The following is a 25,042-nucleotide window of genomic DNA, read 5'->3' on the forward strand; positions in this document are numbered from 1 at the left end:
ACTGGATGCCTCCGAACGTTATGTCGAAAGCAGTGCGCTGAAGTCTGACGACGACATGATCGCTGATGAAGACGATCTTGAAGACACGCTAGAACTTGACGACGCGCTAGAAAACGACGCCGAAGATCTTGTCGCGGCGGATGACAGCCTAGAAGACGATGATTTCGCCGAGGATACTTTGGAAGACGCTTTGGCCGAAGCTGAAGACACGGACGAGGACGAGGACGAGGACGAGGTTAACGACACAGCGGAGCTTGACGAGGAAGATGACGTTTCCGCTTCATCACTCGATGACGATGAGTTTGAAGAGGATGATGCGGCCGCCCTTGATGACGAGGATGAAGCTGAAGACGACACAGTCTCTGAACTCGCCGACGAATTCGAAGATTTTGACGAGGACGAAGCCTCTGATGAAGACGAACCAGTCGAGGACATAGAAGAAACAACTGCAGAACCGGCAGAGCCTGACAGGTCGACGCTTGTGCTGACCTACCGCGATGTCGCGTCGCGCGTGGACGATCCATCCGATGACGATGACGATGACGATGACGACTTCAACTTGCGCGAAGAGGTCGCAAAGGTCGAAGCAGAGATCGCTGCACGGCAGGGAAATGCCGTAGCACGCCACGGTCTTCCGCGGAGTGTCGATGATGCCATGAGCCGGATCATGTCGCAGACAGACCAGCACCTGAACAAGCCGGAAAGCCGCCGCCATCGTGATGCTTTCGCACAGTTGAAAGCAGCGGTTGCAGCCACCGAAGCCGCGCGCCAGCTTGGTGACGAAGGCGAGAAGGCACCGGACCCTGATGAAGTGTTCAAGGATGATCTTGGCGCACATGACGCTGAAGAAAAGAGCCAGGCACAGGCGTCTGCGCCTCTTAAGCTGGTCAAGAGCGAACCGACCGAGCAGCCAGTCGCGCAAGACAATCCTTCCGTCGACGCGACGGAAACTGAGCCTGCAGCGGTGGTCAACACGCCCGTTGCCGAGCAAGAGACCACAAAGGCAGCAGCATCGGCGACACCGCTTGATGCAGCATCTGCCCGTCTGCGCTCGATTGCTGACCTCAAAGAAGCGGATGGTACAGCCGGAAACGGCGGATTTGCCGAATTTGCAGCCGCGCAGGACGCGACAGAACTGGCAGACATGCTTGAAGCTGCGGGGGCATATCTTTGCTTTGTTGAAGGTGAACAGGACTTTTCACGTCCGCAGGTGATGAAAGTCGTCCAGTCAGCAACAACCGAAGAAATCACACGCGAAGATGGTCTGCGGTATTTCGGCCGCTTGCTGCGCCAAGGCAAACTGATCAAATTGAGCAATGGCCGGTTCCGGGTTTCTGGAAACTCGCAATTCCGGCCAGACGATGATCAAGCCGCACAAGGCTGAACATCGCGCTAAGCAGATAAGTTAAAGAAGGCGGGGTCTGTAGCCCCGCCTTTTTCAATTTTCACTGTTGGTTTTGTTCGTTCGGGTCGGGCTGACCAATCCCCTTGAACACCCATTTCAAGGGGAAGGCCCAACCGATGCCCAGCCCAACATAAATCAAAAACTCGACGGGCATCGGAAACCGCACCGACTGGTTCAACATCGCGCTCATGATCGTGGACGCGATGATGATGTAGATCGGAAGGCCAACCACCAGTACAAAAAGAGCCAGTCGTTTGCGTGCTTTATAAGTCATCTCACCTCAGTCCGCGAAGGGGTCGGTCACCAGAATGGTGTCTTCTCTTTCAGGTGAGGTGGAAACTAGGGCGACGGGGCAGTCGATCAACTCTTCAATCCGTCGCACATATTTGATCGCTTGCGCAGGCAGGTCCGCCCAAGAGCGCGCGCCTTCGGTCGATTCTGCCCAGCCTTCGATTTCTTCATAGATCGGTGTGCAGCGCGCCTGTTTGTCGGCAGCGGTTGGCAAATAGTCGAGGGTCTCACCGTCAAGTTCGTATCCGACACAGATCTTGAGGGTCTCGAACCCGTCCAGCACATCCAGTTTGGTCAGGGAAATACCGGTCACGCCGGATGTCGCACAGGTCTGGCGCACCAAAGCTGCATCGAACCACCCGCAGCGCCGCTTGCGGCCTGTCACGGTCCCGAATTCATGTCCGCGCTCGCCAAGCCGCTGCCCATCGGCATCGTCCAACTCTGTCGGGAAAGGGCCCTCGCCTACGCGGGTCGTATAGGCTTTGACGATCCCCAAAACGTAGTCGATCGCATTCGGCCCGAGGCCAACGCCGGTCGCCGCTTGCCCTGCGATCACATTCGAAGAGGTCACGAAGGGATAGGTGCCAAAGTCGATGTCGAGCAGGGCCCCCTGCGCGCCTTCAAACAGGATCCGTTTGCCTGCTTTGCGCTTTTCGTTCAGCACCTTCCAGACAGGCGCGGCATAGGGCAGAATCTCTGCTGCAATGTCCTTGAGTTGCGCAATCAGTGCATCCCTGTCGACAGGTGCGATGCCCAAGCCACGGCGCAAAGGATCATGGTGCTGCAGCGCGCGATCAACCCGCGCTTCCAAGGTGGCCGCATCGGCGAGATCGGCAACGCGCACAGAGCGGCGGCCAACTTTGTCTTCGTAGGCCGGACCGATGCCCCGACCCGTTGTACCAATTTTGGTCCCCTTGCTCGACGCCTCCTCACGGGCGCGGTCCAATTCACCATGGATCGGCAGAATCAGCGGCGTGTTCTCGGCAATCATCAGCGTCTCGGGGTTGATCACAACGCCCTGAGAACGGATCGCGGCGATCTCTTTGACCAAATGCCAAGGGTCCAGCACCACACCATTGCCAATGACCGAAAGCTTGCCGCCCCGCACAACACCCGAAGGCAGCGCGTTCAATTTGAATACCGCACCATCAATGACCAACGTATGACCCGCATTATGGCCGCCCTGAAAGCGCGCGATCACATCAGCCCGTTCCGAGAGCCAGTCTACGATCTTGCCTTTGCCTTCATCGCCCCATTGCGCACCAACGACCACTACGTTTGCCATGAATATTCATTCCTTTGCAGATTGCGTTCCCCCTATATCGCTGCCCCCGCCAATGGGAAACCGCAAATTTGCGCGGCCCAAAGGCTAGACAGGGCAGCCACACATCGGCATTGTCGGCGGGCGCAAAAGAAGTGAGGCATATCATGGGTTTCGTCATTCGCTGGGTCTTTGCATTTTTGTTGCTGGTGGCGACCTACAACCCGACAGAGTGGAACTATGTGCGCTGGAGCATGGCGAACTATCAAACGAGCCTGTCTTTGACAGTGCTGTTCGGACTGATCCTGCTTGTGGGTTACATCATCTATCTGCGGGCCACTCTGCGCTCGATCGGGCTTTTCGGGATGATCCTGATTCTGGCCGTGGTCGGCACAGTGATCTGGGTTCTGTTTGATCAAGGGGTCATCAGTCTGGATAATCCGACGATCAATACATGGATCGCCATTTTCGCGCTCTCGGTCGTTTTGGCGATTGGCCTGTCTTGGTCAATCGTGCGACGCAGACTGACAGGGCAGGCTGATGTGGACGATATTGACGAGTAGGCGCAGTTTCAGGGGTTGCGGGATTGCCTTGCAGCTTTTAGATACCGCGTGTTCGTGAACGCCCCGAAAGGCCCGAAATGGAAAATGTTGTCCTTATCATCCACCTGATCCTCGCGCTCAGCCTGATCGGCACTGTGCTTTTGCAGCGCTCTGAAGGTGGTGGTCTTGGCATGGGCGGCGGTGGCGGGGCCACGGGCAGCCGGCCGGCAGCGACAGCGATGAGCAAATTCACATGGATGCTCGCGGCGGCCTTTATCTGCACTTCGATTGCGCTGACCCTGATTGCGGCGAGCAATACAGCCGGGTCTTCGGTTGCTGACCGTCTGGGTGATCTGCCAAGCGCCGATGGTGTGGCGGTGCCGGACCTGGGCGACAGCCTGCTGCCGCCCTCTTTGGGTGACGAACCGCTATTGCCCGCAGGCGAATAACCACAAGTGGTTGCTGCGCGGACACGCGCTGCAACATGATGTTGGGTCAGCGGTTGCCAATCCGGTCCGAATCCGGTATTAGTCAAATCCCGTGATAATGCGAATTTTCGGGTTCGCTTTCCCACAAATTTTGGAAGTTTTCACGGGGAGGTTCCCAGCCGATGGCGCGTTTCATTTTCATTACCGGCGGCGTTGTCTCCTCACTTGGCAAAGGTCTTGCATCGGCCGCTCTGGGCGCCTTGCTGCAGGCGCGCGGCTTTTCGGTGCGGTTGCGCAAACTGGACCCTTACCTGAACGTAGACCCCGGAACGATGTCGCCCTTTGAACATGGCGAAGTCTTCGTCACCGACGACGGTGCAGAGACCGATCTTGATCTGGGCCACTACGAGCGGTTCACCGGCGTCCCGGCCCGCAAGACAGATTCTGTGAGTTCCGGGCGCATCTATTCCAACGTGCTCGAAAAAGAGCGGCGCGGCGATTATCTGGGCAAAACCATTCAGGTCGTCCCGCATGTCACCAACGAAATCAAGGAATTCCTCAAGATCGGCGAGGACGAGGTTGATTTCATGCTCTGCGAGATCGGCGGCACCGTTGGCGATATCGAAGGCTTGCCCTTCTTTGAAGCGATCCGCCAATTCGCCCATGACAAAGTACGCGGGCAATGCATCTTTATGCATCTGACCTTGCTGCCCTATCTGGCAGCCTCGGGCGAATTGAAGACAAAGCCCACGCAACACTCGGTCAAGGAACTGCAATCCATCGGGATCGCACCGGATATTCTGGTGTGCCGGTCCGAGCAGCCGATCCCCGAGAAGGAACGCGAGAAGATCGCCCTGTTCTGCAATGTGCGCAAAGAGGCGGTTGTTGCGGCCTATGATCTGAAATCAATCTATGAAGCCCCGCTGGCCTATCACGAACAAGGGCTTGATCAGGCGGTGCTGGATGCCTTCAATATCTCGCCCGCACCGGCCCCCAAGCTGGACATGTGGCACGATGTTTACGACCGCATTCACAACCCCGAAGGCCATGTCAAAATTGCCATCGTCGGCAAATATACCCAGCTTGAAGATGCCTATAAGTCGATTGCAGAGGCGCTGACCCATGGCGGCATGGCAAACCGCGTCAAGGTCAAGATCGAATGGGTCGATGCGGAACTTTTCGATCGTGAAGATGCAGCCCCCTATCTGGAAGGCTTTCATGCGATCCTCGTTCCCGGCGGTTTTGGCGAACGTGGCACCGAAGGCAAGATCAAGGCCGCCCAATTTGCACGTGAAAAGAAGATTCCCTATCTGGGGATTTGTCTGGGCATGCAGATGGCCGTGATCGAAGCGGCCCGCAATACGGCCGGTTTGGACAAGGCCGGATCGGAAGAATTTGACCATGAAGCCGGCCAGAAACGGTTTGAACCTGTCGTCTATCACCTGAAAGAATGGGTGCAGGGCAACCACATGGTGGCGCGCAAGGCCGATGACGACAAGGGCGGCACGATGCGGCTGGGGGCCTATGACGCGGTACTGACCGAGGGGTCAAAAGTCGCGGGCATCTATGGCACGACATCCATCGAAGAACGCCACCGGCACCGCTATGAGGTGGATATCAAGTATCGCGACAGGCTGGAGAAAGCAGGGCTGAAGTTCTCTGGCATGTCACCGGATGGCAAGTTGCCCGAGATCGTGGAATGGGAAGATCACCCTTGGTTCATTGGCGTGCAGTTTCATCCCGAGTTGAAGTCAAAGCCATTTGCGCCGCATCCGCTTTTTGCTGATTTTGTGCGGGCCGCCGTCGAAACATCGCGCTTGGTTTAAGCTCCCCTTTGCTTTTCAAGGAAACGGGAAAATCTTTCCAAAAAGGTTTGTGGCGCCATCAGAACCCGAAAGTGATCCGCCGCGTCAGAACAATGCTGCCACCCAGTTGTTCGTCCGATGTGGTAAGCGGGCTATCTGCGGCGTCATCGCGCAACCGGTCATAGGTGAGCGTGCCAACGACCTCCCAGTCGTCGTTGATGGCATAAGTGGCTTCGGCCCTTGCCCCCGCACTGATGATCCCACCGCGCGCATCGAAAGCATCAAAACTGCTCGTCAGTCCTTCGGCGGCTGAAACCCCGAAATAGGTTTGCGCATAGGTGTCATCACCCAAAAGCACGCGCGGTCCCGCTTTCAGCGTCAACTGATCTGTTGGACGGTAGAACAGGTCACCCCCAATATCTGCGACAAGTGCTTCGTGTCCGATAACGCCATAGCGCAATCTGGCAAAAACCTCATAGTCAGGCGCTGTGAATTCCAGCCCGCCCCCCAGCTCGAGCGACGCATCAACGTCATCCATCCCGGCAAGCTCGTCGAAATCATCGGCGTTCCGCGCACCGATAAACCGCAAGGACCCGCTAAATCCGAGGCCATAGCTGTCAGTCCCACCGACGGAAACGCCGCCGAATTGCAACCTCTCAAGGCTGAATTTGAAACCGACACCCGGATCAAGGTCGTCGTCGCCGAAATACCCCGGGCCAATCGAAGGCCCAAGGCCGAACCGGAATGCGATCCCATTAGTACTGTCCTGTGCCACCAGCGCGGCAGGTGCAGCGACAAGACAGGCGGCAATGAAATATCTCAGGAGCATAGGCTTCCTTTCTTTGTTCAATCTAACGGTAGCGCGTTCAAGAACACATGCAAGGCAAATGGGCGTCCGAGAATAGACAGCCCCTCCGGCGTGGTTTAGGTCGCAAGGCAGGTGCCGCAAAAGGATGAACCTATGCTCTCGTATCAACACATCTATCACGCCGGAAATTTGGCGGATGTGCACAAGCACAGCCTGCTGGCGTGGGTGTTGGCCTATATGACCCGCAAGGACAAACCTTTGTCCTATATTGAAACCCATGCGGGGCGCGGGCTTTATGATCTGGCAGATGCGGCGGCCCTCAAGACGGGGGAAGCCGCCAAAGGGATCAATCTGGCTGCGGACTGGTTTGCGGCGGATCACCCTTATGCGGTTGTTCTGCAAAAGATAAGGGTGAAACATGGGCCAAATGCCTATCCCGGATCGCCCGTGATCGCTGCCGAATGTCTGCGGCCGATGGACAACATCCATCTGTCGGAACTGCATCCGCAGGAATTTGCCGCCCTGCAAACCCACATGGCCCCCTATGGCGGGTTCTTCCGCCAAAGCGACGGATGGGAAATGGCCCTGTCGCTTTGCCCGCCAGAGCCACGGCGCGGACTGCTGTTGATTGATCCATCCTTCGAAGTCAAAACCGACTACCAGACCATTCCCAAGACCATTGCCCAAATCCACCGCAAATGGGGTGTTGGTGTGATCATGTTATGGTATCCGATCCTGACCGATGCCCCCCACGCACCGATGATCAAATCGCTGCAAGAGGCCCTGCCCGATGCCATCGCCCATGAGGTCCGCTTTCCCCCCGCGCGTCCCGGACACCGGATGGTGGGGTCGGGTCTTTTTGTCGTGAATCCGCCTTTTGGCTTCGCGGAAGAAGCAGCGCGTCTTTCTGCCCTCTTCCAAGACAAGCTAAGTGATCCTATGTAGTCGGTATGTTTAGTGATCTCCTCCGGCGTCTGACCGCCCCCGAACCTCAAATGCTGCCCGATACCGATGCGCGCATCGCGCTTGGTGCCTTGCTTGTCCGGCTTGCCCGCACCGATGGCGACTATGCTGCCGCTGAAATCGCACAGATTGATGCCTCTCTTGCCAAACGCTATGGGCTGACCCCTGCCGAGGCCGCCGCATTGCGCGCGGAATGCGAGGCCTTGGAGGCCGAGGCCCCCGATACCGTGCGCTTTACCCGTGCAATCAAGGATGCCGTCGCCTATGAAAACCGTCTGGCCGTGCTGGAAGCCATGTGGGCTGTTGTCATGGCCGATGGTGTGCGTGACCACGAAGAGGACAGCATGATGCGGATGACCGCATCTTTGCTGGGCGTGTCGGATCAAGACAGTCACCGCGCGCGTCTGAGGGTCAGCGCCGGATGATCGCCAGCCTGCCGATGTATGCGCGCGCTTCCAACAGGGCGGCACATGACCGGCTTTGGGCGCTGATCCGCGATGGCTTGCAGCAAAGCGGCGTCAGCGCGCCAGATGCGCTGGACCATGAGATCGACCATATGGACGGCTGGGCGCATCCGGATTTATCCCTGAGCCAGATTTGCAATCTGCCCTATCGGGCCAGATTTCGCGACAAGGTCACCGTGATTGGTGCTGCCGATTATGGCCTGCCGGGATGTGAGCCGGGCTATTACAACAGCGTTTTCATCGTGCGCAAAGACAGCCCCGCCGAAGCCCCGCAAGACATGGCCATGGCGCGGTTTGCCTGTAACGATTTTCTATCGCAGTCAGGCTATGGCGCGGCGCAGCTATGGGCGCAAAGCCACGGCTTTCAGTTTGACCCCACCCTTGTCACCGGAAGCCATAACGCCAGCATTGCCGCAGTCGCCGAAGAGCGCGCCGACATTGCAGCCATTGACGCGCAGACCTGGCGGATCGAGAGCGGCGAGAACCCGATGACAACCCGGCTGAAGGTCATCGGCCATACGGATACGTCACCCGGCATGACCTTCATCACGCGCATGGGGCAGAACCCGGCGCCCTATTTTGAAGCAATCACCGCGGCCATTGAACGGATGTCAGCCCAGGATGCGCAGACGCTTGGATTGCGGGGCATTATCAGGCTGCCTCAAACTGCGTATGATCTGCCATTCCCGCCCAAGCATGAGGCAATCTCTGCGTGACGCTGGGTCATAACGACGCAAACCGTTGCAAAAGGCCACAAAATAGGCACTACTCTGCGGTGGAATAAGAAAAAGCTGCCCAACGTGACAATCGCTGCCCCTGTTATCGAAATCCGCAACCTGCACAAAGCCTATGGTGACCTTGAAGTTCTCAAGGGCGTCGACATCGTGGCCCCTGCGGGCCATGTGGTGTCTTTGATCGGGTCGTCTGGTTCGGGAAAATCAACGCTGTTACGCTGTGCGAACCTGCTCGAAGACAGCCAGCAGGGTGACGTGATTTTTTGCGGCGAACCGGTGATCTGGAAAGGCACAGGTCTGCACCGCCGCCCGGGCGATCATGCGCAGATGATCCGTATCCGCACGAACCTGTCGATGGTGTTTCAGCAGTTCAATCTTTGGGCGCATATGACGATCCTGCAAAACGTGATGGAAGCGCCGGTCACAGTGCTCAAGCGCGAAAAGGCCGAGGTCGAAGCGGCCGCGCGCAAGTATCTGGACAAGGTGGGCATCGGTGACAAATGCGATGCCTATCCCGCCCAGCTTTCGGGTGGGCAACAACAGCGCGCAGCAATTGCACGCGCACTTTGCATGGAACCCAAAGCGCTGCTTTTCGATGAGCCGACAAGCGCGTTGGACCCTGAATTGGAACAGGAAGTCGTAAAGGTTATCAAGGACTTGGCTGCCGAAGGGCGGACTATGATTATTGTAACCCACGACATGCGACTGGCCGGTGACGTCAGCGACCACGTTGTGTTTCTGCACCAAGGCAAAATCGAAGAGCAAGGCCCACCCGCTGAACTCTTTAGCAACCCCAAGACGGAACGCTTGCAGGGATTTCTCTCTGCGACGGTCTCTTAGAAAATCATCAACTCGGGAGAAAACTGATGAAAAACCTGATCCTGTCCACAGCCGCACTTGCGCTTTTGGGAAGCATGGCAATGGCCGAAAGCCACAGCGTCGTGCGTCTGGGCACCGAAGGCGCCTACCCTCCGTACAACTTCATCAATGACGCCGGTGAAGTCGACGGCTTCGAGCGTGAGTTGGGCGACGAGCTTTGCGCCCGCGCCGAATTGACCTGTGAGTGGGTCACCAACGAATGGGACAGCATTATCCCCAACCTCGTGTCCGGCAACTATGATGCGATCATCGCTGGCATGTCGATCACCGACGAACGCAAAGAAGTGATCGACTTCTCCGAAGCCTATACCCAGCCTGATCCATCGGCTTTCCTGGCAACGGGCGAGGTTGATTTCAGCAATGCTGTGATCGCGGCACAGTCCAGCACCATCCAAGCCAGCTATGTCACAGGCATGGCCGGCGCGACTTTGCTGGAATTCGCCACACCTGACGAAACCATCGCCGCTGTCAAGGCAGGCGAAGCCGATGCGGTTCTGGCTGACAAAGCATTCCTTGAACCGATCGCTGAATCAGACAGCGAAGTCTCGATCGTGGGCGAGGACGTTCTGATCGGCGGCGGTATCGGCCTTGGCGTACGCCAGTCCGACACAGAGTTGCGCGACAAATTCACAGCAGCGATCCAGTCGATGAAGGCGGATGGCACGCTGAACGAACTGATCACAAAGTGGCTGCCGGGTTCGGCAACTTTCTAAGACCTTATTGCGCCCTGCCCGCCGTGGCGGGGCGCAACTTGCATGTCATCTTGCAACGAATACGCGAAAGATCTGCCCTAACACTCAGGCCTCAAAATTTTTAGTTTCTGCACAGATCCAGCCGTCCTTGAAGGCTTCCAATGGATGAGTTGCTACCTGACCACAGGCAAGCATATGTCCATGTATTACGCCGTTGGCACTGTCCTGTTGCTGCTTGCGATTACGGCTCCGACCGCGCTTGCTTTTGGCTTTGCCGGCGCGTCCGCTGCCCGCAGCGATTTCGCCCCGCTGCGCTGGATCGGCAAGACCTATGTCGCCGTTGTGCGCGGCATCCCCGATATTGCTTTCTTTTTGTTCTTCGTCATCGCACTTGATCAGGCCTTCGAATACATCCGCCACCGCATCAAATGCCCCGACTGGACCGAACCCGTCCGTCAAGGCAATGACTTTGTCGTTTGCACCGCGGCCAAGCTGCCCTTGGGCAATTCTCCGCAATGGGTCCACGAGACTTATGGCTTTATGCTGGCGGTGCTGACCTTTGCCATCGTTTTCGGAGCCTTTGCCGCCAACGTGCTTTTTGGCGCAATGCGGGCCGTACCGCGCGGGCAATTGGAAACTGCCGAAGCTTACGGGATGAGCCGCCGCCAGACCTTTTGGCGCGTGCTGGTTCCGCAGATGTGGGTTTACGCCCTGCCCGGCCTGTCGAACCTGTGGATGGTGCTGATCAAGGCCACGCCGCTTTTGTTTCTGCTGGGCGTCGAGGACATCGTCTATTGGGCCCGCGAATTGGGCGGTGCGAAACAGCCGCAGTTCACCGATTACCCGCATGGTGATTGGCGCATGTGGTATTTCCTCGCGCTGTTGGTTTTCTATCTGTGCTTCACCAAAGTGTCAGAAGTCGTGCTTGACCGGATCATGGCCAAGCTGACGCATGGCCAAGCGACGGCTGCAGGCGAAGCGCAGCGGAAGGCGGCGGCGTGAGTTGCTGGGAAACCATCGCTGACTACGCCTTGCGCAGCCAAGGCATCGGTGAACGGTTGTTGCCGCGCAGTGATTTTACGCTGTGCCAACAATTCACGCTGATCGGCTCGGGCATGATCTGGAACATCTATTTCGGCTTGGTCGCGCTGGTTGCGGGCTTTTTTCTGGCGACAGCCGTCGCTATGGGCAAGGCCGCCCGCAGTCCGTTTTTGCGCAAACCGGCAGAGTGGTTCATCTTTGTCTTTCGCGGCTCGCCGCTTTTTATCCAGTTCTTCTTTGCCTACTTCCTGTTCCTCAGCCTCAAAGGGTCCTATCCGATTTTCAGCCCGCTGACCTCTGCATGGGCCGGCGCGCTGGTGGTGCTTTTCCTGAACACCGCCGCCTATACCGGAGAGATCTTTTATGGCGCGTTGCAGTCCATCCCCAAAGGCGATACCGAAGCGGCAGATGCCTATGGCCTGTCCGGCTGGAACCGTTTTCGGCGCGTGATCTTTCCGACGATGCTGCGCTTGGCTTGGCCCGGGTATACCAACGAAGCTATCTTTCTCTTCCATGCCACGACACTGGTGTTCTTTTCGGGCTTTCCAGCCACGCAACAGCGCGGCGATGCGCTCTACTATGCCAACTACTTTGCCGATAAGACTTTCAACCCGTTTATCCCCTATCCGATCCTTGCCTTCTATTTCATCTTGCTGACCTTGGTCGTCATTGGAGTATTCGGGATCATCAACGCCCGCCTGAACCGTCACCTGCCGCAGGACAGACGCAGGGCACTTAAAGTGAGGCCTCAGATCATTCGATGAGTTGGCTAGAAGACCACCCCGAGGTGCGCAACGTGCGGTGCGGTGCCGCCGATTTGAACGGTCAGGCGCGGGGCAAACGTGTGCCGCGGCGCTTTGCTGCAAAGCTTGAGAAAGACGGCACCCGATTTCCGCTGTCGGTGATGAATGTGGATATCTGGGGCGAGGATATCGACGACAGCCCGCTGGTTTTTGAAAGCGGCGATGCCGATGGGGTCTTGCTCCCCACCGAGCGGGGCTATGTGCCGATGCCTTGGCTGTCATCACCTTCGGCCATTCTGCCGCTCTGGGCCTTTCATGAAGACGGTCGGCCTTTCGCCGGTGATCCACGCCATGCTTTGGCGAAAGTGGTCGCGCGCTACAAGGCACTCGGGCTCACGCCGGTCGCTGCGACAGAGATGGAATTCTATCTGGTCGACGATTCCGGCCTTGAGTTGCGGCAACCCAAATCGCCCCGCTCTGGCAAGCGGCGCGCGGGTGCCGAAATCCTGTCGCTGCGCGCTTTGGATGCTTTCGACAACTTCTTCAACGAGCTCTACGAGGCTTGCGAGTTGATGGATATTCCCGCAGAGGCCGCGATCTCTGAGGGCGGCATTGGTCAGTTCGAGGTGAACCTAGAGCATGTGCCTGATGCGCTGAAGGCCGCAGATGATGCTTGGCTGTTCAAGATGCTGGTGCGGGGCTTGGCCCGTAATCACGGGATGGCCGCGAGCTTCATGGCCAAACCCTACGAAGATTATGCAGGCAACGGGCTGCACACGCATTTTTCGATCATTGATGAAAACGGCAAGAACGTCATGGCCAATGACACCTATGAAGGTTCGCCCCTGCTGCATAACGCAATCGCGGGCTGTCTGGCGGGCATTCCGGAACTGGCGTTGATCTTCGCACCCCATGGCAACAGCTATGAACGGCTGGTGCCGGGGGCCCATGCGCCGACAGGCATTTGCTGGGCTTATGATAACCGGACGGCCTCGGTCCGGGTTCCGGGCGGCAGCTTTGGTGCGCGCCGGATCGAACACCGTGTCGCAGGGGGGGATGTGAACCCCTATCTTTTCTTGGCGGCGGTCCTTGGCTCTGCCTTGATCGGGATCGAAGACAAGCTGACCCCACCGGAGCCGATCACGGGCAACGCCTATATCCAGAAGATGCCGCAAGTCCCCGGCAGTTGGGGCGAGGCGATTGATGCATTCGAGAAAAGCCCCTTGGCGCAGCGGATTTTCGACCCGCAACTTGTGGACAACCTGATCCGCACCAAGCGGCAGGAAATGCACTATTTCAAGGAACTCACGCCGGAAGAGCAGCTCGACCTCTATCTCGACACGGTCTAGCGAAGCCTCTAGCTTGGGGCCAAGCAATAACAATGAGACACCCATGAGAATCGGCATCTTGCAAACCGGGCACGCACCAGACGAGCTCTTGCCAATTACGGGCGACGTTGCCCCTCACTTTGAACGCATGCTTGATGGCTTTGGGTTCGACTTTGCCACCTATAGCGTCGTTGATATGGAATTCCCCGACAGCATCACCGATTGCGACGGCTGGCTGATAACGGGTTCCAAATTCGGGGCCTACGAAGATCTCGACTTTATCCCCCCGCTCGAGACATTTATCCGCGATGTCTATGCCGCCGATATCCCGCTGGTGGGTATCTGCTTTGGGCACCAGATCATCGCGCAGGCCCTTGGCGGCAAGGTCGAGAAGTTTGCCGGCGGCTGGTCGGTCGGTCGTCAAACCTATAACTGGAATGGGGAAACCCTGGCGCTGAATGCCTGGCATCAGGATCAGGTCACCGAACGGCCGGCAGACGCGCAAGTCTATGCCTGTAGCGACTTTTGCGAGAATGCAGCGCTGGTCTATGGCAACCGCGTTTTCACAACCCAACCCCACCCCGAATACGGGCCGGAATTCATTGGTGGGCTGGTGGAATATCGCGGTCCCGGTATCGTGCCGGACGAGCAACTCGCCACGGCACGCGCGACCCTGAACGAGCCTTTGGATAACCCTCGGCTTGCCGCGCAAATTGCAAAGTTTTTCAAAGAACGGGTACTCGCATGAGTTGGATCAACCAAATTCCACCGGCCGCACAAGCCTATCTGGAGCAAAACCGCCTGGACGAGGTCGAATGCGTCATCGCCGACCTGCCCGGCATCGCGCGTGGCAAGGCTGTGCCTGCCAGCAAATGGGAAAAACAGGGACATTTCCACCTGCCCAACTCGATCTTTTTCCAGACCATCACAGGCGACTGGGGTGAAGCGGCGGGGCCGGACGGGTTTCTGGAGCCTGACATGATCCTCAAGCCGGATCTGTCGACCGCGACAGCCACCCCTTGGGCAACCGATGGCACCTTGCAGGTGATCCATGATGCCTTTGACCAAAAGGGCAAGCCGGTGGCCTTTGCGCCGCGCAACGTGCTGCGTCGCGTGGTCGCGCTTTACGAAGCCGAAGGCTGGCACCCGATCGTCGCACCCGAAATGGAATTCTATCTGGTCGGGCGCAACATCGACCCCGCCAAAGCGATCGAGCCGATGATGGGCCGCACAGGCCGCCCCGCTGCGGGACGGCAGGCCTATTCGATGTCAGCCGTGGACGACTATGGCCCCGTGATCGACGACATCTATGAGTTTGCGGAAATACAGGGCTTCGAGATTGACGGGATTGCGCAGGAAGGCGGTGCCGGTCAGCTTGAAATCAACCTGCGCCACGGTGATCCGCTGAAACTGGCCGATGAGGTCTTTTATTTCAAACGGCTGATCCGCGAAGCCGCGCTGAAGCACGATTGTTTTGCCACCTTCATGGCCAAACCCATCGAAGGCGAACCGGGATCGGCGATGCATGTGCACCATTCGGTCGTGGACAACAAAGGCCGCAATATCTTTACCGGCCCGGGTGGCGGCGAAACCGATGCCTTTTTCCACTTCATTGGCGGGCTGCAGGAACATATGCCCAGCGCCATCGCCCTGATCGCGCCCTATGTGAACAGCTATCGCCGCTATGTCGAAGGCGAAGCCGCACCGGTGAACCTTGAATGGGGCCGTGACAACCGGACCACGGGAATCCGTATCCCGATTTCTCCGCCAGAGGCGCGGCGCATCGAAAACCGCTTGCCGGGGATGGATTGCAACCCCTACCTTTGCATCGCGGCATCGCTTGCGTGTGGGTATCTGGGCCTGAAAAACGAAATCCGCCCCGACAAGCGCTGGCGCGGCGAGGCGTCTGAGTCCGAGGCCGAAATTGCTGGCTCTTTGTCGGATGCGCTCGATCTGTTTGACGAGGCCAAAGAACTGCATGCGGTTCTGGGCGACGATTTTGCGCGGGTCTATTCCATTGTGAAGCGCACGGAATACACCGAGTTCCTGCAAGTCATCAGCCCGTGGGAGCGCGAACACCTGCTTTTGAACGTCTAGATGGCCAGCCCTCTTTATCGCAACGAAAGCCCCGGCCAACTGCCCAAGAGCTGGTATGTCGCAACTGTCGACATGCCGCCGGAGCGTCCGCCGCTTTATGGCCACAAGACCGTCGATGTCTGTATCATCGGGGCGGGCTTTACGGGGCTTTCGGCGGCAAAGCATCTGGCCCAGAAGGGGCTGGATGTGGTGGTGCTGGACGCCCATCGCGTGGGCTTTGGCGCCTCGGGGCGCAATGGCGGGCAGGTGTGTACCGGCTTCAACATGTCGCAACGCCTGCTTGCGCAGAAATACGGCAAGGACCAAGCGGCAGCACTTTGGGCCTTGTCGCAAGAGGCCAAGGACGACATTCGCCGGATCTGCGCCACAGACGTCCCTGATGCGCGCTTCACGTCCGGCGTTGCCGAAGCGGGATGCACAGCCGCTGAAGTGGAAAAGTATCACCGTGATGCGGCCTATCTGAATGACACCTACGGCTATGATCTGGTGACACAACTGGATGCCGCAGAGATGCAGGCTTTGGTCAAAACACCGCAGTATCAGGGTGGCATTCTGGATATGGGTGCGGGGCATATTCACCCCTTGCGCTATGTGCTCGCGCTCGCGCGTCTGGCCGAAGCGGCGGGTGCACAGATTTTCGAACGCGCAGAAGTTCACCATATTGAACAGGGTGATCCTGCCGAAGTGCGCACTGACAAAGGGCGCGTGAAGGCACGTCATGTGATCCTTGCGGGGAACGGGTATCTGCCCAATATCGTGCCAAAGGTGTCGGCCAAGATCATGCCGCTCAACAGCTTTATCGCGGCGACCGAACCCTTGGGCGACCGTGCCGCAGAAATCCTGGCCCGCGACATTGCCGTGTCTGACAGCAAATTCGTTCTGAATTACTACCGGCTCTCCGAAGACAAACGGCTCTTGTTCGGGGGGCGTCCAAGCTACCGGCTTGGCTTTCCCAAAGATGTCAAAACCGTGCTTGCCGCCCGGATGGTCGAGATGTTCCCGCAGCTGCAAGGTGTCGGAATCGACTATACGTGGGGTGGCACTTTGGGGATCACCGTCAACCGCCTGCCGTCGATCCAGCGGATCGCGCCAAACATCGTTTCAGGGTCAGGGTTTTCCGGCCATGGGGTGGCGCTGTCGGGTCTGACGGGGAAAGTCATGGCCGAAGCCATTGCAGGACAGGCAGGCCGGTTTGATACCTTGGCCCAGCTCAAAGGTCCCAGCTATCCCGGCGGGGTGGCCTTTCGCGCACCCCTACTGGCGCTTGCCATGTCATGGTATGCGCTGCGGGATCGTTTGGGCGTTTAGGGGCAGGCGTTACTTACCCAGCTTTGACAGCTTTTCTTGCAATGCCGCCAACTGCTCTTTGATCTCGCCCAGATCATCGCCATCTGATTCAGGCGCTGTTTTGCTGGGGATCATGCCACCCGTCATTGCCTTGAAGAACGCCGCCTGTTGCGCGCGCATGGCCTCGAACCCCGGCATAACGGCCATCGGGTTTGTCTTGCTCATGTTCTCCATCACTTTGGATTGCCCCTCGCGCAGCATCTCGAAGCTGGCTTGCAGGAACTCTGGCACAACGGAGGCGGCTTGGCTGGTGTAGCTGCGCACCAGATCGGTCAGCACATCAACAGGCAATACGCTTTCACCGCGGCTTTCGTGCTCTGCGATAATTTGCAACAGGTATTGGCGGGTCAGGTCGTCGCCTGACTTGAGATCGACAATCTGCACCTCGCGCCCCTCGCGGATAAAGGCGGCAATATCTTCCAGCGTCACATAATCGCTGGTCTCTGTGTTATAGAGACGGCGGCTTGCGTAACGCTTGATCAGTAACGGTTTGTTGGTGTCAGCCACGGATGTTCCTCACAGCAGATATTGCGCTGCAGAGAAGCCTATTCTGCGTCTGCGCAAAAAGAAAGCCTTTGCTGCAAAACAAAAGACGGCCCGCGTGGCGGACCGTCTTTCGAAAACAAAACCCTCAGGGAGGCAAGGGCTGTTCTAGACCATGCTTACTTTGCAGCAGCAGTCGCTTTTTTCGCGGCAGCAGTCACTTCGTCAGTGGCTTTCTTTGCAGCAGCAGTCATTTCTTCTGACATGTCTTTGCCAGCAGCCAGGACCAGTTCCATTGTCTGTGTCTGAACTTTTTTCGCGATTTCAGCGAAAGAAGCCATATGCTCGGCAGCAGATTCAGCAGTTGCAGAAGCAAAGTCTGTCATCGCTTTTGCGTAGTCAGCAGGCTCTGCCTTTGCTTTGGTCATCGCTTCCATTTTTGCGATGGTGTCTTTTGTCCACTTTGCAGACAGCTCGGCAGATTTGCCGGCAGCGTCAAGTGCAACAGTCGACATTTTCTCGGCCAGTGCAGTCTGGTTCTTGAACTGCTCTTCCATTGCTTTGGTGTCGACAGGAAACGCGCCTGTCATCTCTTTGAAGATCGCGGTGAAGTCTTGTGCTTTAGCAGCCATGTTAGTCGCCTTTCGGGTTCGGTGCGGGAACTGAACCCGCTGTTATCTTGTGACACCAATATGTATGCTGCAGTGCAGCATTTCAAGTCTTTTCTGCACTGCAGCATAAAGTTTTTCTGCGGGTGAAAATTTGTGAGAATTTTCGACTACTTAGCCACGACATATGTTCCAGGCGCAGGGGCCAGCACGGGGTGATCGGCATCTCCGGGCTCTCTGGCGTCGGTCATTTTGCCTGATTTCTTGGACAACCACGCATCCCAGCGCGGCCACCAGGACCCGTCATGCCTGTCCGCAGAGTCGCGCCAATCATCCGCGCTCAGCCCAAGATCGGGGTTGGTATAGTGGCCATACTTGTTCTTGCTGGGCGGGTTGATAATGCCCGCGATATGCCCGCTTTCCGACAGGATAAAGGTCTTGTCCTTTGATCCCATTTTGCTGATCCCCGCATAGCTGCTTTTCCATGCGGCGATGTGATCGGTCTCGCAGGCAATAGCGCAAAGCGGAACGGTCACATCTTTGATCTGCACGGTCTCGCCAGCGATCTGGAACCCGTCGGTCGCAAACTTGTCGTTCTGACAAAGTCCGCGCAGATACTCGACCGCCATCGTCGCGGGCAGGTTCGTCCCATCGCCATTCCAGTAGAGCAAGTCAAAGGCAGGGGGGGCCTTGCCCATCATGTAGCTTTTGATGGCGGGTCCGTAGATCAGATCATTGGACCGCAAGTAAGAAAAGGTGCGCGACATAAAGAAAGAATCGAGGATCCCCTCCTCCGCCACTTCGCGTTCGATCCCGTCGATGAAATCATCGTCCAGAAATACCCCGACCTCGCCCCGATCCGAAAAATCGGTCAGCGTGGTAAAGAAGGTCGCCGCATTCACCGAAGTGTCCTTGCGTTTCTTCATCAACGCCAACGTGAGCGAGAGTGTGGTGCCAGCAATGCAGTAGCCCACCGCGTTCACCTTTTTGACACCGCAGATGTCTTTGACCTCTTTGATCGCTGTCAGGTACCCGTCTTCGACATAGTCCGTCATGGATGTGGCCCGATACCCCGCATCAGGGTTCACCCAAGACACTACAAAAACGGTATAGCCTTGGTCCACGGCCCATTTGATCAGGCTGTTCTGCGGCTTAAGGTCCATGATGTAGAATTTGTTGATCCACGGCGGAAAGATGATCAGCGGTGTCTCATAGACCTTTTCGGTGCTGGGTGCGTATTGGATCAATTCGAACAGATGATTGCGGAAAACAACCGAACCGGGGGTCGTGGCGAGGTTCTCGCCCAGCTTGAAGGCTTTTTTATCCGCCAAGGTCACGACCAGATCGCCGTTGTTCGCCTCAAGGTCTGCGATCATGTTTTCCAAGCCCGCGACAAGGCTTTCGCCTTCGGTCTCGGCGGCCAATGCCAAGGCTTCGGGGTTGGTGGGCAGGAAATTTGTCGGACTGATCAAGTCGATCATCTGCTGACTGAAGTAGCGCAAACGCTTTTTCTCTTCAGAATCGAGCGTGTCGATATCTTCCACGGCCTGCTGCACTGCGGCGGCATTCATCAGGTACTGCTGCTTGATGAAATTGAAATAGGGGTTGGTGTCCCACAATTCGTGCGAAAAGCGGCGATCTTTCGGCGTTTCGTCGGTGGGTGGCTCTAGCTTGCCTTGCGCCAGCAGGTGTTGCGCTTCGACGTAGTGCTTGACCGACTTTCCCCAGAAGGCCAGTTGATGTTCGATCAGTTTGGCGGGGTTTTGCATCATTTCGGTCATATAGGCAGAGGCTGCCTTGACGTAGAGTTCCTGACTTGGTCCCTGCAATGCCGGCGGCACAGCACGACCCTGCCCCATGACTTTCAACAAACGCTGGGTCAGTTCTTCGACGCGCGCAAGATTGGCTTCCAGTTTTGCAACGTTCTGTCCGTCGGCAGCTGTGGACTCTAAATCGTTTGTTGTCATATTCTTGTTCCTATGCGTATGCTGCACGTGCAGCATGAGAAGCGCTGACCATCGGAGAGTAACTAATGAAGTATATGATGACCTATGACCTGATGGAAAGCATGCGTAACACCAATCAATGGTTGGGCGCCACTGCACGCGCCTATGCCTCCTATCCAATCATGTCTTGGGGTGCAAACCCCGCAATGGACTGGCTCAAGGCTTGGGGCGAAGTGACAGAGCGCACGTTTTCGCGCATGGTCATGAAGCCGGATTGGAATATTCCCGTGCAGACAAACATCGATGGGACCGACATGGTTGTCAGCGTCGAATGTGTTGTCGAGCGCCCATTTGGTGATCTGATCCGTTTTCGTGTGGGCAACCGCCCTGACCGGACCCGCCAGATCCTGCTTGTTGCGCCGATGTCCGGGCACTATGCCACATTGTTGCGCAAGACCGTCATCAGCCTTTTGCCCGATGCAGATGTTTATGTGACCGACTGGCACAATGCCCGCGACATTCCTGTCAGCGCAGGCAAGTTCGATATCGAAGACTATACGCTTTACCTGATGGATTTCATGAAGGCTTTGGGCCCCGATATCCATGTGATCGCTGTGTGCCAGCCTGTGCCTTTGGCTTTGGCCGCAACCGCCTATCTGGCCGAACTGCATCCTGAGGCGCAGCCCCGCTCGCTGACACTGATCGGTGGTCCTGTCGATCCCGAGGCCAATCATACCGAAGTCACGGACTTTGGCCGTTCCGTCACCATGGGTCAGTTGGAAGAAACGATGATCCAGCGGGTCGGTTTCAAACATGCAGGCGTCGGGCGCATGGTATACCCTGGGTTGCTGCAACTGGCTTCGTTCATCTCGATGAATGCAGAGACCCATTCCAATGCTTTCCGTGACCAGATCATCAAAGTGGCCAAAGGCGACGCCTCTGAACACGACAAGCACAACGCCTTTTATGACGAATACCTTGCCGTCATGGATATGACCGCAGAGTTCTATCTGTCCACCGTCGCGCGAATCTTTAAAGGTCGCGAGATTGCACAGAACGCATTCGTGGTCGCAGGCCACAAGGTTGATATGGGCAAGATCACGACCGTCGCGGTCAATATTGTCGAGGGCGAAGACGATGATATCTCTGCACCCGGCCAGTGCCTTGCGGCCCTTGGCTTGCTGACAGGTCTGCCCGACAGCAAGAAAGTGTCACACTTGGAGCCCGGTGCCGGACACTACGGGATTTTTGCAGGACGCAGCTGGCGCAACAATATCCGGCCTTTGGTGCTGGATTTCATTGATGCCAATTCGGATACGCCCGATGGCAAATCCGCAAATGTGGTGAACCTCAAGTAACCAGACACCCAAGCTTAGTGGCGCAGCACCAAAGGCTGCGCCATCCAGCGTTGCAGCGCGTCTGTTGTCGCTTCGGGTGCCTCCATGCTTGGCAAATACCCTGCCCCTTCGATGATCTCCAGGTTGGCATAGGGAATAAGCTCGGCCAGAAAAGTATGGCGCTTGAGGTGATACTGCCCGTCGTGCCGTCCGCAAATCACTGAGGCGGGCTGCTCGATTTGGCGTAAAATCGACTGCTGGTCTTTGCGCCGCTGCATGGCGCGCGCTTGCTTGATATAGACTTCTGGCCCCAGATCACGGCCCATTTCAGTAAGATGGCGGACAAGATCCACCTTGTCTGTCGATGGTGCCATCCATGTCGAATTGATCTCGTGCTGCAACACATCATCCCAACGACCCGCACGGGCCGCGATGATGTGGGTTTCGCGCGCGGCGGCGGCTTCAGGCGTGTCCGCCTGTGGGCTGGTGCTGATCAAGGCGATGCGTGTCACGCGATCCGGCGCGCGGCGCAGCACTTCCATCGCGACCATGCCACCCATTCCCATCCCGCAGAGTGCGAACCTGGATGGCGACCATGTCAGGATCTGGCTTGCGATTTCTTCCATCCGCTCGCCACAGGATGTCGGCGCGACCATCACCGCCTGTGACCGCGACAATTCTTGCAGTTGATGCGCAAAGACGCGCGCATCCGACAGCATTGGCGGGATCATCACCAGCGTTTCACGCGGCATGTTGCTTAAGCCCAGACACTCTGCTCAACCCTTCAGGTTTTCTTTGAGTGTGCAGCGGAAAAGCTTCTGCCGCAAGTCTTTCAGCCGCGCCCCAAACCATGCAACCAAGCCAAAATCTGCCGAGCCAGTGGCGCTGTTTGGCCAGGCGAGAAAATGTCTCCGGCCATCACATGCCCCATGTCATCATCCGCAGCGGTTTGGATGATGTCGATTTTCTCGACCGCGGCACCCCACCGTGCCATGACCTGTGCAGTGTTCTTTGGATGCACGACCTGATCGTCTGCGTTAAAACAAAAGAGCGCAGGGACCGTGACCGCTGAAAGGTCCAGTTGACGGACGGCCCGTACCGCATCGGCCATGACATGCACGGCAGCTGTCGGATATGCGAGCGTCCAATATGCGCTGTGGGCGGTGCTGATGGGTTTGAACACGCGCGTGTTGCCAGCCACATATTTGGACCAATGGCGCGATGCAGGCAGATCAAGCAGGAATTGGACGGCTTTGTTGCGCAGCCCGAAATTCGGGGAAACATGGATCATCGCCTTTGCTGTCGCACCCTGCGCCAGTGCCAAAGTCGCCAGTGTACACCCTGTCGAACAGCCGATGATGACCACGTCATCCCCGATGGTATGCGCCACGGCGAGCGCCTCTGCCACATCCGCTTGCCAGTCCGCCAGCGTGGCGCGCCCCATGGCTGCCCCATCCTGGCCATGCCCTGTCAGCCGTGTGAAAAAGAGATTTGCGCCAAGCCCTTGCGCCACCATGTCCGGCAAAGGCCTGATTTCTTCGCCTGTCGCGGAAAACCCGTGGATATAGAGCACGGCTGTCTGGGTCTTGGTTGCAGGGGTACCCGCCCAGACAATACGCTTTGCGCAGCCTGGGCGCAGGTTGGGCACCTTTGCTTCGGCTGCGGCCAATGTCGCCTCTATGGTCGCCAGATCAACCAATGGCACGCCGCGCCATGGGGCGATAGACAAGCCAAAGCCCGACGATCGCGATGCTCAGGATTGCTGCCGGAATAAGGGTGATCGCCATCTGCAAAACGCCCAGCGCGCTGTCGCTTTGCGGCACAACACCACCTGTCGTTTCCTGCCAACCGGCCGCGGCAAGGGTCAGACCCAACACGGCAGGGGCAACCGCATTCGCCAGTTTTTGCCCAAATAACCACACAGCTGAGAACGCTCCTTCGATCGCGGCGCCACTTTGGCGGCGAGTGACATCCATCAGATCAGGATAGATCGCCCAGGGTATCTGTTGATAGGCCCCATTTGTCATTCCGGCCAGCACGAACATCCCCGCAATCGCAGTGACATTGACTGAAGGCAGCATTGTGTAGAGCGTGTAAAGCAAGACAACATAAAGACTCAGTCCCAAGACCAGCGCACCGACTTTGCCAAGCCTGTGCGACAGTAGAACCCAGACTGCTTGACTAAGGATTGATCCCACCACGAAGGCAGCAAACATCAAGCTGAGCGTCGTCAGCGCTGCGGCCGCTCCCGACAGCATGGTGTCACCGCTGTCGATGATCAGATAAAGTGCCGCGAAAGGCAGGCCCGCCGTGATCATCGCAATGGCAAGGGTCATCACCCCGTAAAGCAGCACCAGCACGACAAAGGCCTTGTTGGCAAAGACCAGCCCGAACATGCCGCGCAGATCGACCGTGGCTGCGACCGCAACACGCGGGGCCTTGCGGGTGGACCAGAGCGACAGCCAGACCGCCCCGACCATCAAGGGCGTCACGGCCAATGCCGCCATCGCATAGCCCATCTGCCCCGCCAGCCCCGGAATCACCGCCCCGCCAATCAGAATGCCGATGCTGGCAAACCCCATCCGCCAGCCTGTCATCGCTGATCTTTCGCGGGGATCTTGCGTGATTTCGCCGGATTGCGCCCCGTAAGGAATGGCGACCATGGTAAAGCCGATCGTGGCCATCACGAAGAACGCGACCACCCATGCAAGGTTCCCTGCCATTGCCATGTCAGGCGGCACCGCAAACAGCCCGACCATCCCCGCAGCCATCACCAGCACGCCCACAAACATCCAAGGCGCGCGCCTGCCAAAGCGGCTTTGGGTCCGGTCGCTCAGATAGCCCACCATCGGGTCGGTGATCATGTCAAAGACCAGAACCGCCGTCGTCACGAAACCGGCAATACCCACCGGAACGCCCAGAAAAGCGGTCAAGTAGGTCAGGATCAGCAGTTGTTTGACCACGACAAAGACGACCACGCCCATATCCGCCAGACCCCAGCCCGCCTTTTGACCAAGCGACAATGCCATCTTTGTCCCCTCCCAAGGATTTCGGGCACTCTATGCAGTCCCGCACATGATCCCAAAGCGAAACGTGGCGTCAGTCGTCAGGTGGGTTTCAACCCGCCCGCGCCAAGACATCCGCGACCGAGGTCACAATCAGATCCAGACAGGCCTGATCCGAAAACCGGTGGTCCGCGCCATCCACCAGCGTCAGCCGCATATCGGGGCCAGAGGCATGATCCAAAAGGTGCAAGGCCACGGACATTTTCACATCCGCATCGGCGGTCCCCTGCAAGAATCGCACAGGGAAAGGCAAGGGCAGCGGGTCGCGCAAGACAAGCCGCGTTCGCCCTTCCTCGATCAGGCGGCGGGTGATGATATAGGGGTCGCCATACTCAGAGGGCAATGCCACCTGCCCCGCCATCAGCTCCGCCTTTTGGGTCTCGGAGAATCCGGCCCACATGCTGTCTTCGGTAAAGTCAGGGGCGGCTGCTATGGTCACCAGGCCCGCAACCCGTTCAGGGATCGTGCGCGCCACAAGCAGGGAAATCCAGCCGCCCATGCTGGAACCGACCAGAATGACCGGCCCCGCCAAAAGGCCAATCGCGGCCAGCGCATCCTCGAACCAGTCCCCGATAGCCCCATCGGTGAAGGCCCCGCTGCTTTCGCCGTGACCGGAGTAATCAAACCGCAAGAAAGCGTGTCCTTGGGCGCGGGCCCATTGTTCGAGGAACACAGCCTTTGTGCCGCCCATATCCGACTTGAAACCACCCAGAAACACGACAGCAGGGCCTGTTCCGTGGGTCAGGTGAAAGGCAATGCGGCGGCCTTGCGGGGT

26 protein-coding genes are annotated in these 25,042 nt (G+C 57.6%); 16 read left to right on the forward strand and 10 right to left on the reverse strand.

Annotation, left to right across the window (positions count from 1 at the left end; translation table 11 throughout):
* Window positions 1-1,384, forward strand: a 1,384-nt coding sequence (locus tag NWQ23_RS02445) for a hypothetical protein (protein ID WP_306164647.1), incomplete at its 5' end; no start/stop codon positions are given.
* Between the two features lie 61 nt (window positions 1,385-1,445).
* Here the strand turns inward: NWQ23_RS02445 and NWQ23_RS02450 are convergent.
* Together NWQ23_RS02450 and NWQ23_RS02455 are read right to left on the reverse strand one after the other, a co-directional pair.
* Entirely contained in the window at window positions 1,446-1,679 is a 234-nt protein-coding gene (locus NWQ23_RS02450; protein WP_306164648.1) for a DUF2842 domain-containing protein, read from the reverse strand.
* A 6-nt stretch (window positions 1,680-1,685) separates the two neighbouring features.
* The gene (locus NWQ23_RS02455; RefSeq protein ID WP_306164649.1) at window positions 1,686-2,981 is read right to left on the reverse strand and encodes an adenylosuccinate synthase; all 1,296 of its coding nucleotides are present in this window, start codon (window positions 2,979-2,981) and stop codon (window positions 1,686-1,688) included.
* A gap of 143 nt (window positions 2,982-3,124) precedes the next feature.
* On the opposite strand from NWQ23_RS02455, the gene NWQ23_RS02460 reads away from it, so the two are divergent.
* The 3 genes from NWQ23_RS02460 to NWQ23_RS02470 all read left to right on the forward strand — a co-directional run bounded on the left by NWQ23_RS02460 (window position 3,125) and on the right by NWQ23_RS02470 (window position 5,753).
* Window positions 3,125-3,520, forward strand: a complete 396-nt coding sequence (locus tag NWQ23_RS02460) for a DUF6524 family protein (RefSeq protein WP_306164650.1) — start codon at window positions 3,125-3,127, stop codon at window positions 3,518-3,520.
* Window positions 3,521-3,597: 77 nt separating this feature from the next.
* Entirely contained in the window at window positions 3,598-3,948 is a 351-nt protein-coding gene (secG, locus tag NWQ23_RS02465) for a preprotein translocase subunit SecG (protein ID WP_306164651.1), read from the forward strand.
* A gap of 161 nt (window positions 3,949-4,109) precedes the next feature.
* Window positions 4,110-5,753, forward strand: a complete 1,644-nt coding sequence (locus NWQ23_RS02470; RefSeq protein WP_306164652.1) for a CTP synthase — start codon at window positions 4,110-4,112, stop codon at window positions 5,751-5,753.
* A 58-nt stretch (window positions 5,754-5,811) separates the two neighbouring features.
* Here NWQ23_RS02470 and NWQ23_RS02475 read toward each other — a convergent pair whose 3' ends face one another.
* Entirely contained in the window at window positions 5,812-6,561 is a 750-nt protein-coding gene (locus NWQ23_RS02475; protein WP_306164653.1) for a MipA/OmpV family protein, read from the reverse strand.
* A 132-nt stretch (window positions 6,562-6,693) separates the two neighbouring features.
* On the opposite strand from NWQ23_RS02475, the gene NWQ23_RS02480 reads away from it, so the two are divergent.
* The 11 genes from NWQ23_RS02480 to NWQ23_RS02530 all read left to right on the forward strand — a co-directional run bounded on the left by NWQ23_RS02480 (window position 6,694) and on the right by NWQ23_RS02530 (window position 16,789).
* The gene (locus NWQ23_RS02480) at window positions 6,694-7,485 is read left to right on the forward strand and encodes a 23S rRNA (adenine(2030)-N(6))-methyltransferase RlmJ (protein WP_306164654.1); all 792 of its coding nucleotides are present in this window, start codon (window positions 6,694-6,696) and stop codon (window positions 7,483-7,485) included.
* Window positions 7,486-7,490: 5 nt separating this feature from the next.
* Window positions 7,491-7,928, forward strand: coding sequence for a TerB family tellurite resistance protein (locus tag NWQ23_RS02485; RefSeq protein WP_306164655.1), 438 nt, complete (start codon window positions 7,491-7,493; stop codon window positions 7,926-7,928).
* The gene (locus NWQ23_RS02490) at window positions 7,925-8,683 is read left to right on the forward strand and encodes a phosphate/phosphite/phosphonate ABC transporter substrate-binding protein (protein ID WP_306164656.1); all 759 of its coding nucleotides are present in this window, start codon (window positions 7,925-7,927) and stop codon (window positions 8,681-8,683) included. The genes NWQ23_RS02485 and NWQ23_RS02490 overlap by 4 nt, the downstream gene beginning before the upstream one ends.
* Before the next feature lie 84 nt (window positions 8,684-8,767).
* Complete coding sequence (locus NWQ23_RS02495; protein ID WP_306164657.1) at window positions 8,768-9,541, forward strand: ABC transporter ATP-binding protein; 774 nt, start codon at window positions 8,768-8,770, stop codon at window positions 9,539-9,541.
* A gap of 26 nt (window positions 9,542-9,567) precedes the next feature.
* A complete protein-coding gene (locus tag NWQ23_RS02500) occupies window positions 9,568-10,293 on the forward strand; it encodes a transporter substrate-binding domain-containing protein (RefSeq protein WP_306164658.1) in 726 nt (241 codons plus the stop codon).
* A 96-nt stretch (window positions 10,294-10,389) separates the two neighbouring features.
* Window positions 10,390-11,274, forward strand: coding sequence for an ABC transporter permease (locus tag NWQ23_RS02505; protein WP_306164674.1), 885 nt, complete (start codon window positions 10,390-10,392; stop codon window positions 11,272-11,274).
* Window positions 11,271-12,077 carry an ABC transporter permease gene (locus NWQ23_RS02510; RefSeq protein ID WP_306164659.1) on the forward strand — a complete coding sequence of 269 codons (807 nt, stop codon included), beginning with the start codon at window positions 11,271-11,273 and terminating at the stop codon, window positions 12,075-12,077. The genes NWQ23_RS02505 and NWQ23_RS02510 overlap by 4 nt, the downstream gene beginning before the upstream one ends.
* Window positions 12,074-13,405 (forward strand): glutamine synthetase family protein, encoded by a 1,332-nt coding sequence (locus NWQ23_RS02515; RefSeq protein ID WP_306164660.1) that lies wholly within the window; start codon window positions 12,074-12,076, stop codon window positions 13,403-13,405. The genes NWQ23_RS02510 and NWQ23_RS02515 overlap by 4 nt, the downstream gene beginning before the upstream one ends.
* A gap of 43 nt (window positions 13,406-13,448) precedes the next feature.
* On the forward strand, window positions 13,449-14,132 hold the full coding sequence (locus tag NWQ23_RS02520) for a type 1 glutamine amidotransferase (protein WP_306164661.1): 684 nt from the start codon (window positions 13,449-13,451) through the stop codon (window positions 14,130-14,132).
* Window positions 14,129-15,481: a glutamine synthetase family protein gene (locus tag NWQ23_RS02525; RefSeq protein ID WP_306164662.1), complete on the forward strand. Its 1,353-nt coding sequence runs from the start codon at window positions 14,129-14,131 to the stop codon at window positions 15,479-15,481. The genes NWQ23_RS02520 and NWQ23_RS02525 overlap by 4 nt, the downstream gene beginning before the upstream one ends.
* Window positions 15,482-16,789 carry an FAD-binding oxidoreductase gene (locus NWQ23_RS02530; protein WP_306164663.1) on the forward strand — a complete coding sequence of 436 codons (1,308 nt, stop codon included), beginning with the start codon at window positions 15,482-15,484 and terminating at the stop codon, window positions 16,787-16,789.
* A gap of 9 nt (window positions 16,790-16,798) precedes the next feature.
* On the opposite strand, the gene phaR is transcribed toward NWQ23_RS02530, so the two are convergent.
* From phaR to NWQ23_RS02545, 3 genes are all read right to left on the reverse strand, one after another.
* Window positions 16,799-17,335: a polyhydroxyalkanoate synthesis repressor PhaR gene (gene phaR, locus NWQ23_RS02535; protein WP_306164664.1), complete on the reverse strand. Its 537-nt coding sequence runs from the start codon at window positions 17,333-17,335 to the stop codon at window positions 16,799-16,801.
* Window positions 17,336-17,490: 155 nt separating this feature from the next.
* Entirely contained in the window at window positions 17,491-17,943 is a 453-nt protein-coding gene (locus NWQ23_RS02540) for a phasin family protein (RefSeq protein ID WP_306164665.1), read from the reverse strand.
* 146 nt (window positions 17,944-18,089) lie between these two features.
* On the reverse strand, window positions 18,090-19,886 hold the full coding sequence (locus NWQ23_RS02545; protein WP_306164666.1) for an alpha/beta hydrolase: 1,797 nt from the start codon (window positions 19,884-19,886) through the stop codon (window positions 18,090-18,092).
* Between the two features lie 65 nt (window positions 19,887-19,951).
* Between NWQ23_RS02545 and phaZ the strand changes: the two genes are divergently transcribed.
* A complete protein-coding gene (gene phaZ / locus NWQ23_RS02550; protein ID WP_306164667.1) occupies window positions 19,952-21,223 on the forward strand; it encodes a polyhydroxyalkanoate depolymerase in 1,272 nt (423 codons plus the stop codon).
* Window positions 21,224-21,237: 14 nt separating this feature from the next.
* On the opposite strand, the gene NWQ23_RS02555 is transcribed toward phaZ, so the two are convergent.
* The 4 genes from NWQ23_RS02555 to NWQ23_RS02570 form a co-directional block, all read right to left on the reverse strand.
* Window positions 21,238-21,954, reverse strand: coding sequence for an alpha/beta fold hydrolase (locus NWQ23_RS02555; RefSeq protein WP_306164668.1), 717 nt, complete (start codon window positions 21,952-21,954; stop codon window positions 21,238-21,240).
* A gap of 80 nt (window positions 21,955-22,034) precedes the next feature.
* The gene (locus tag NWQ23_RS02560; RefSeq protein ID WP_306164669.1) at window positions 22,035-22,931 is read right to left on the reverse strand and encodes a carboxylesterase; all 897 of its coding nucleotides are present in this window, start codon (window positions 22,929-22,931) and stop codon (window positions 22,035-22,037) included.
* Entirely contained in the window at window positions 22,894-24,231 is a 1,338-nt protein-coding gene (locus NWQ23_RS02565) for an MFS transporter (RefSeq protein WP_306164670.1), read from the reverse strand. Before NWQ23_RS02565 ends, NWQ23_RS02560 begins: the two co-directional genes overlap by 38 nt.
* A gap of 88 nt (window positions 24,232-24,319) precedes the next feature.
* Window positions 24,320-25,042 (reverse strand): carboxylesterase (locus NWQ23_RS02570; protein WP_306164671.1); only part of this gene is annotated, 723 nt, incomplete at its 5' end.

It is taken from the genome of Yoonia sp. (genome assembly GCF_030731595.1).
Classification (GTDB): domain Bacteria; phylum Pseudomonadota; class Alphaproteobacteria; order Rhodobacterales; family Rhodobacteraceae; genus Yoonia.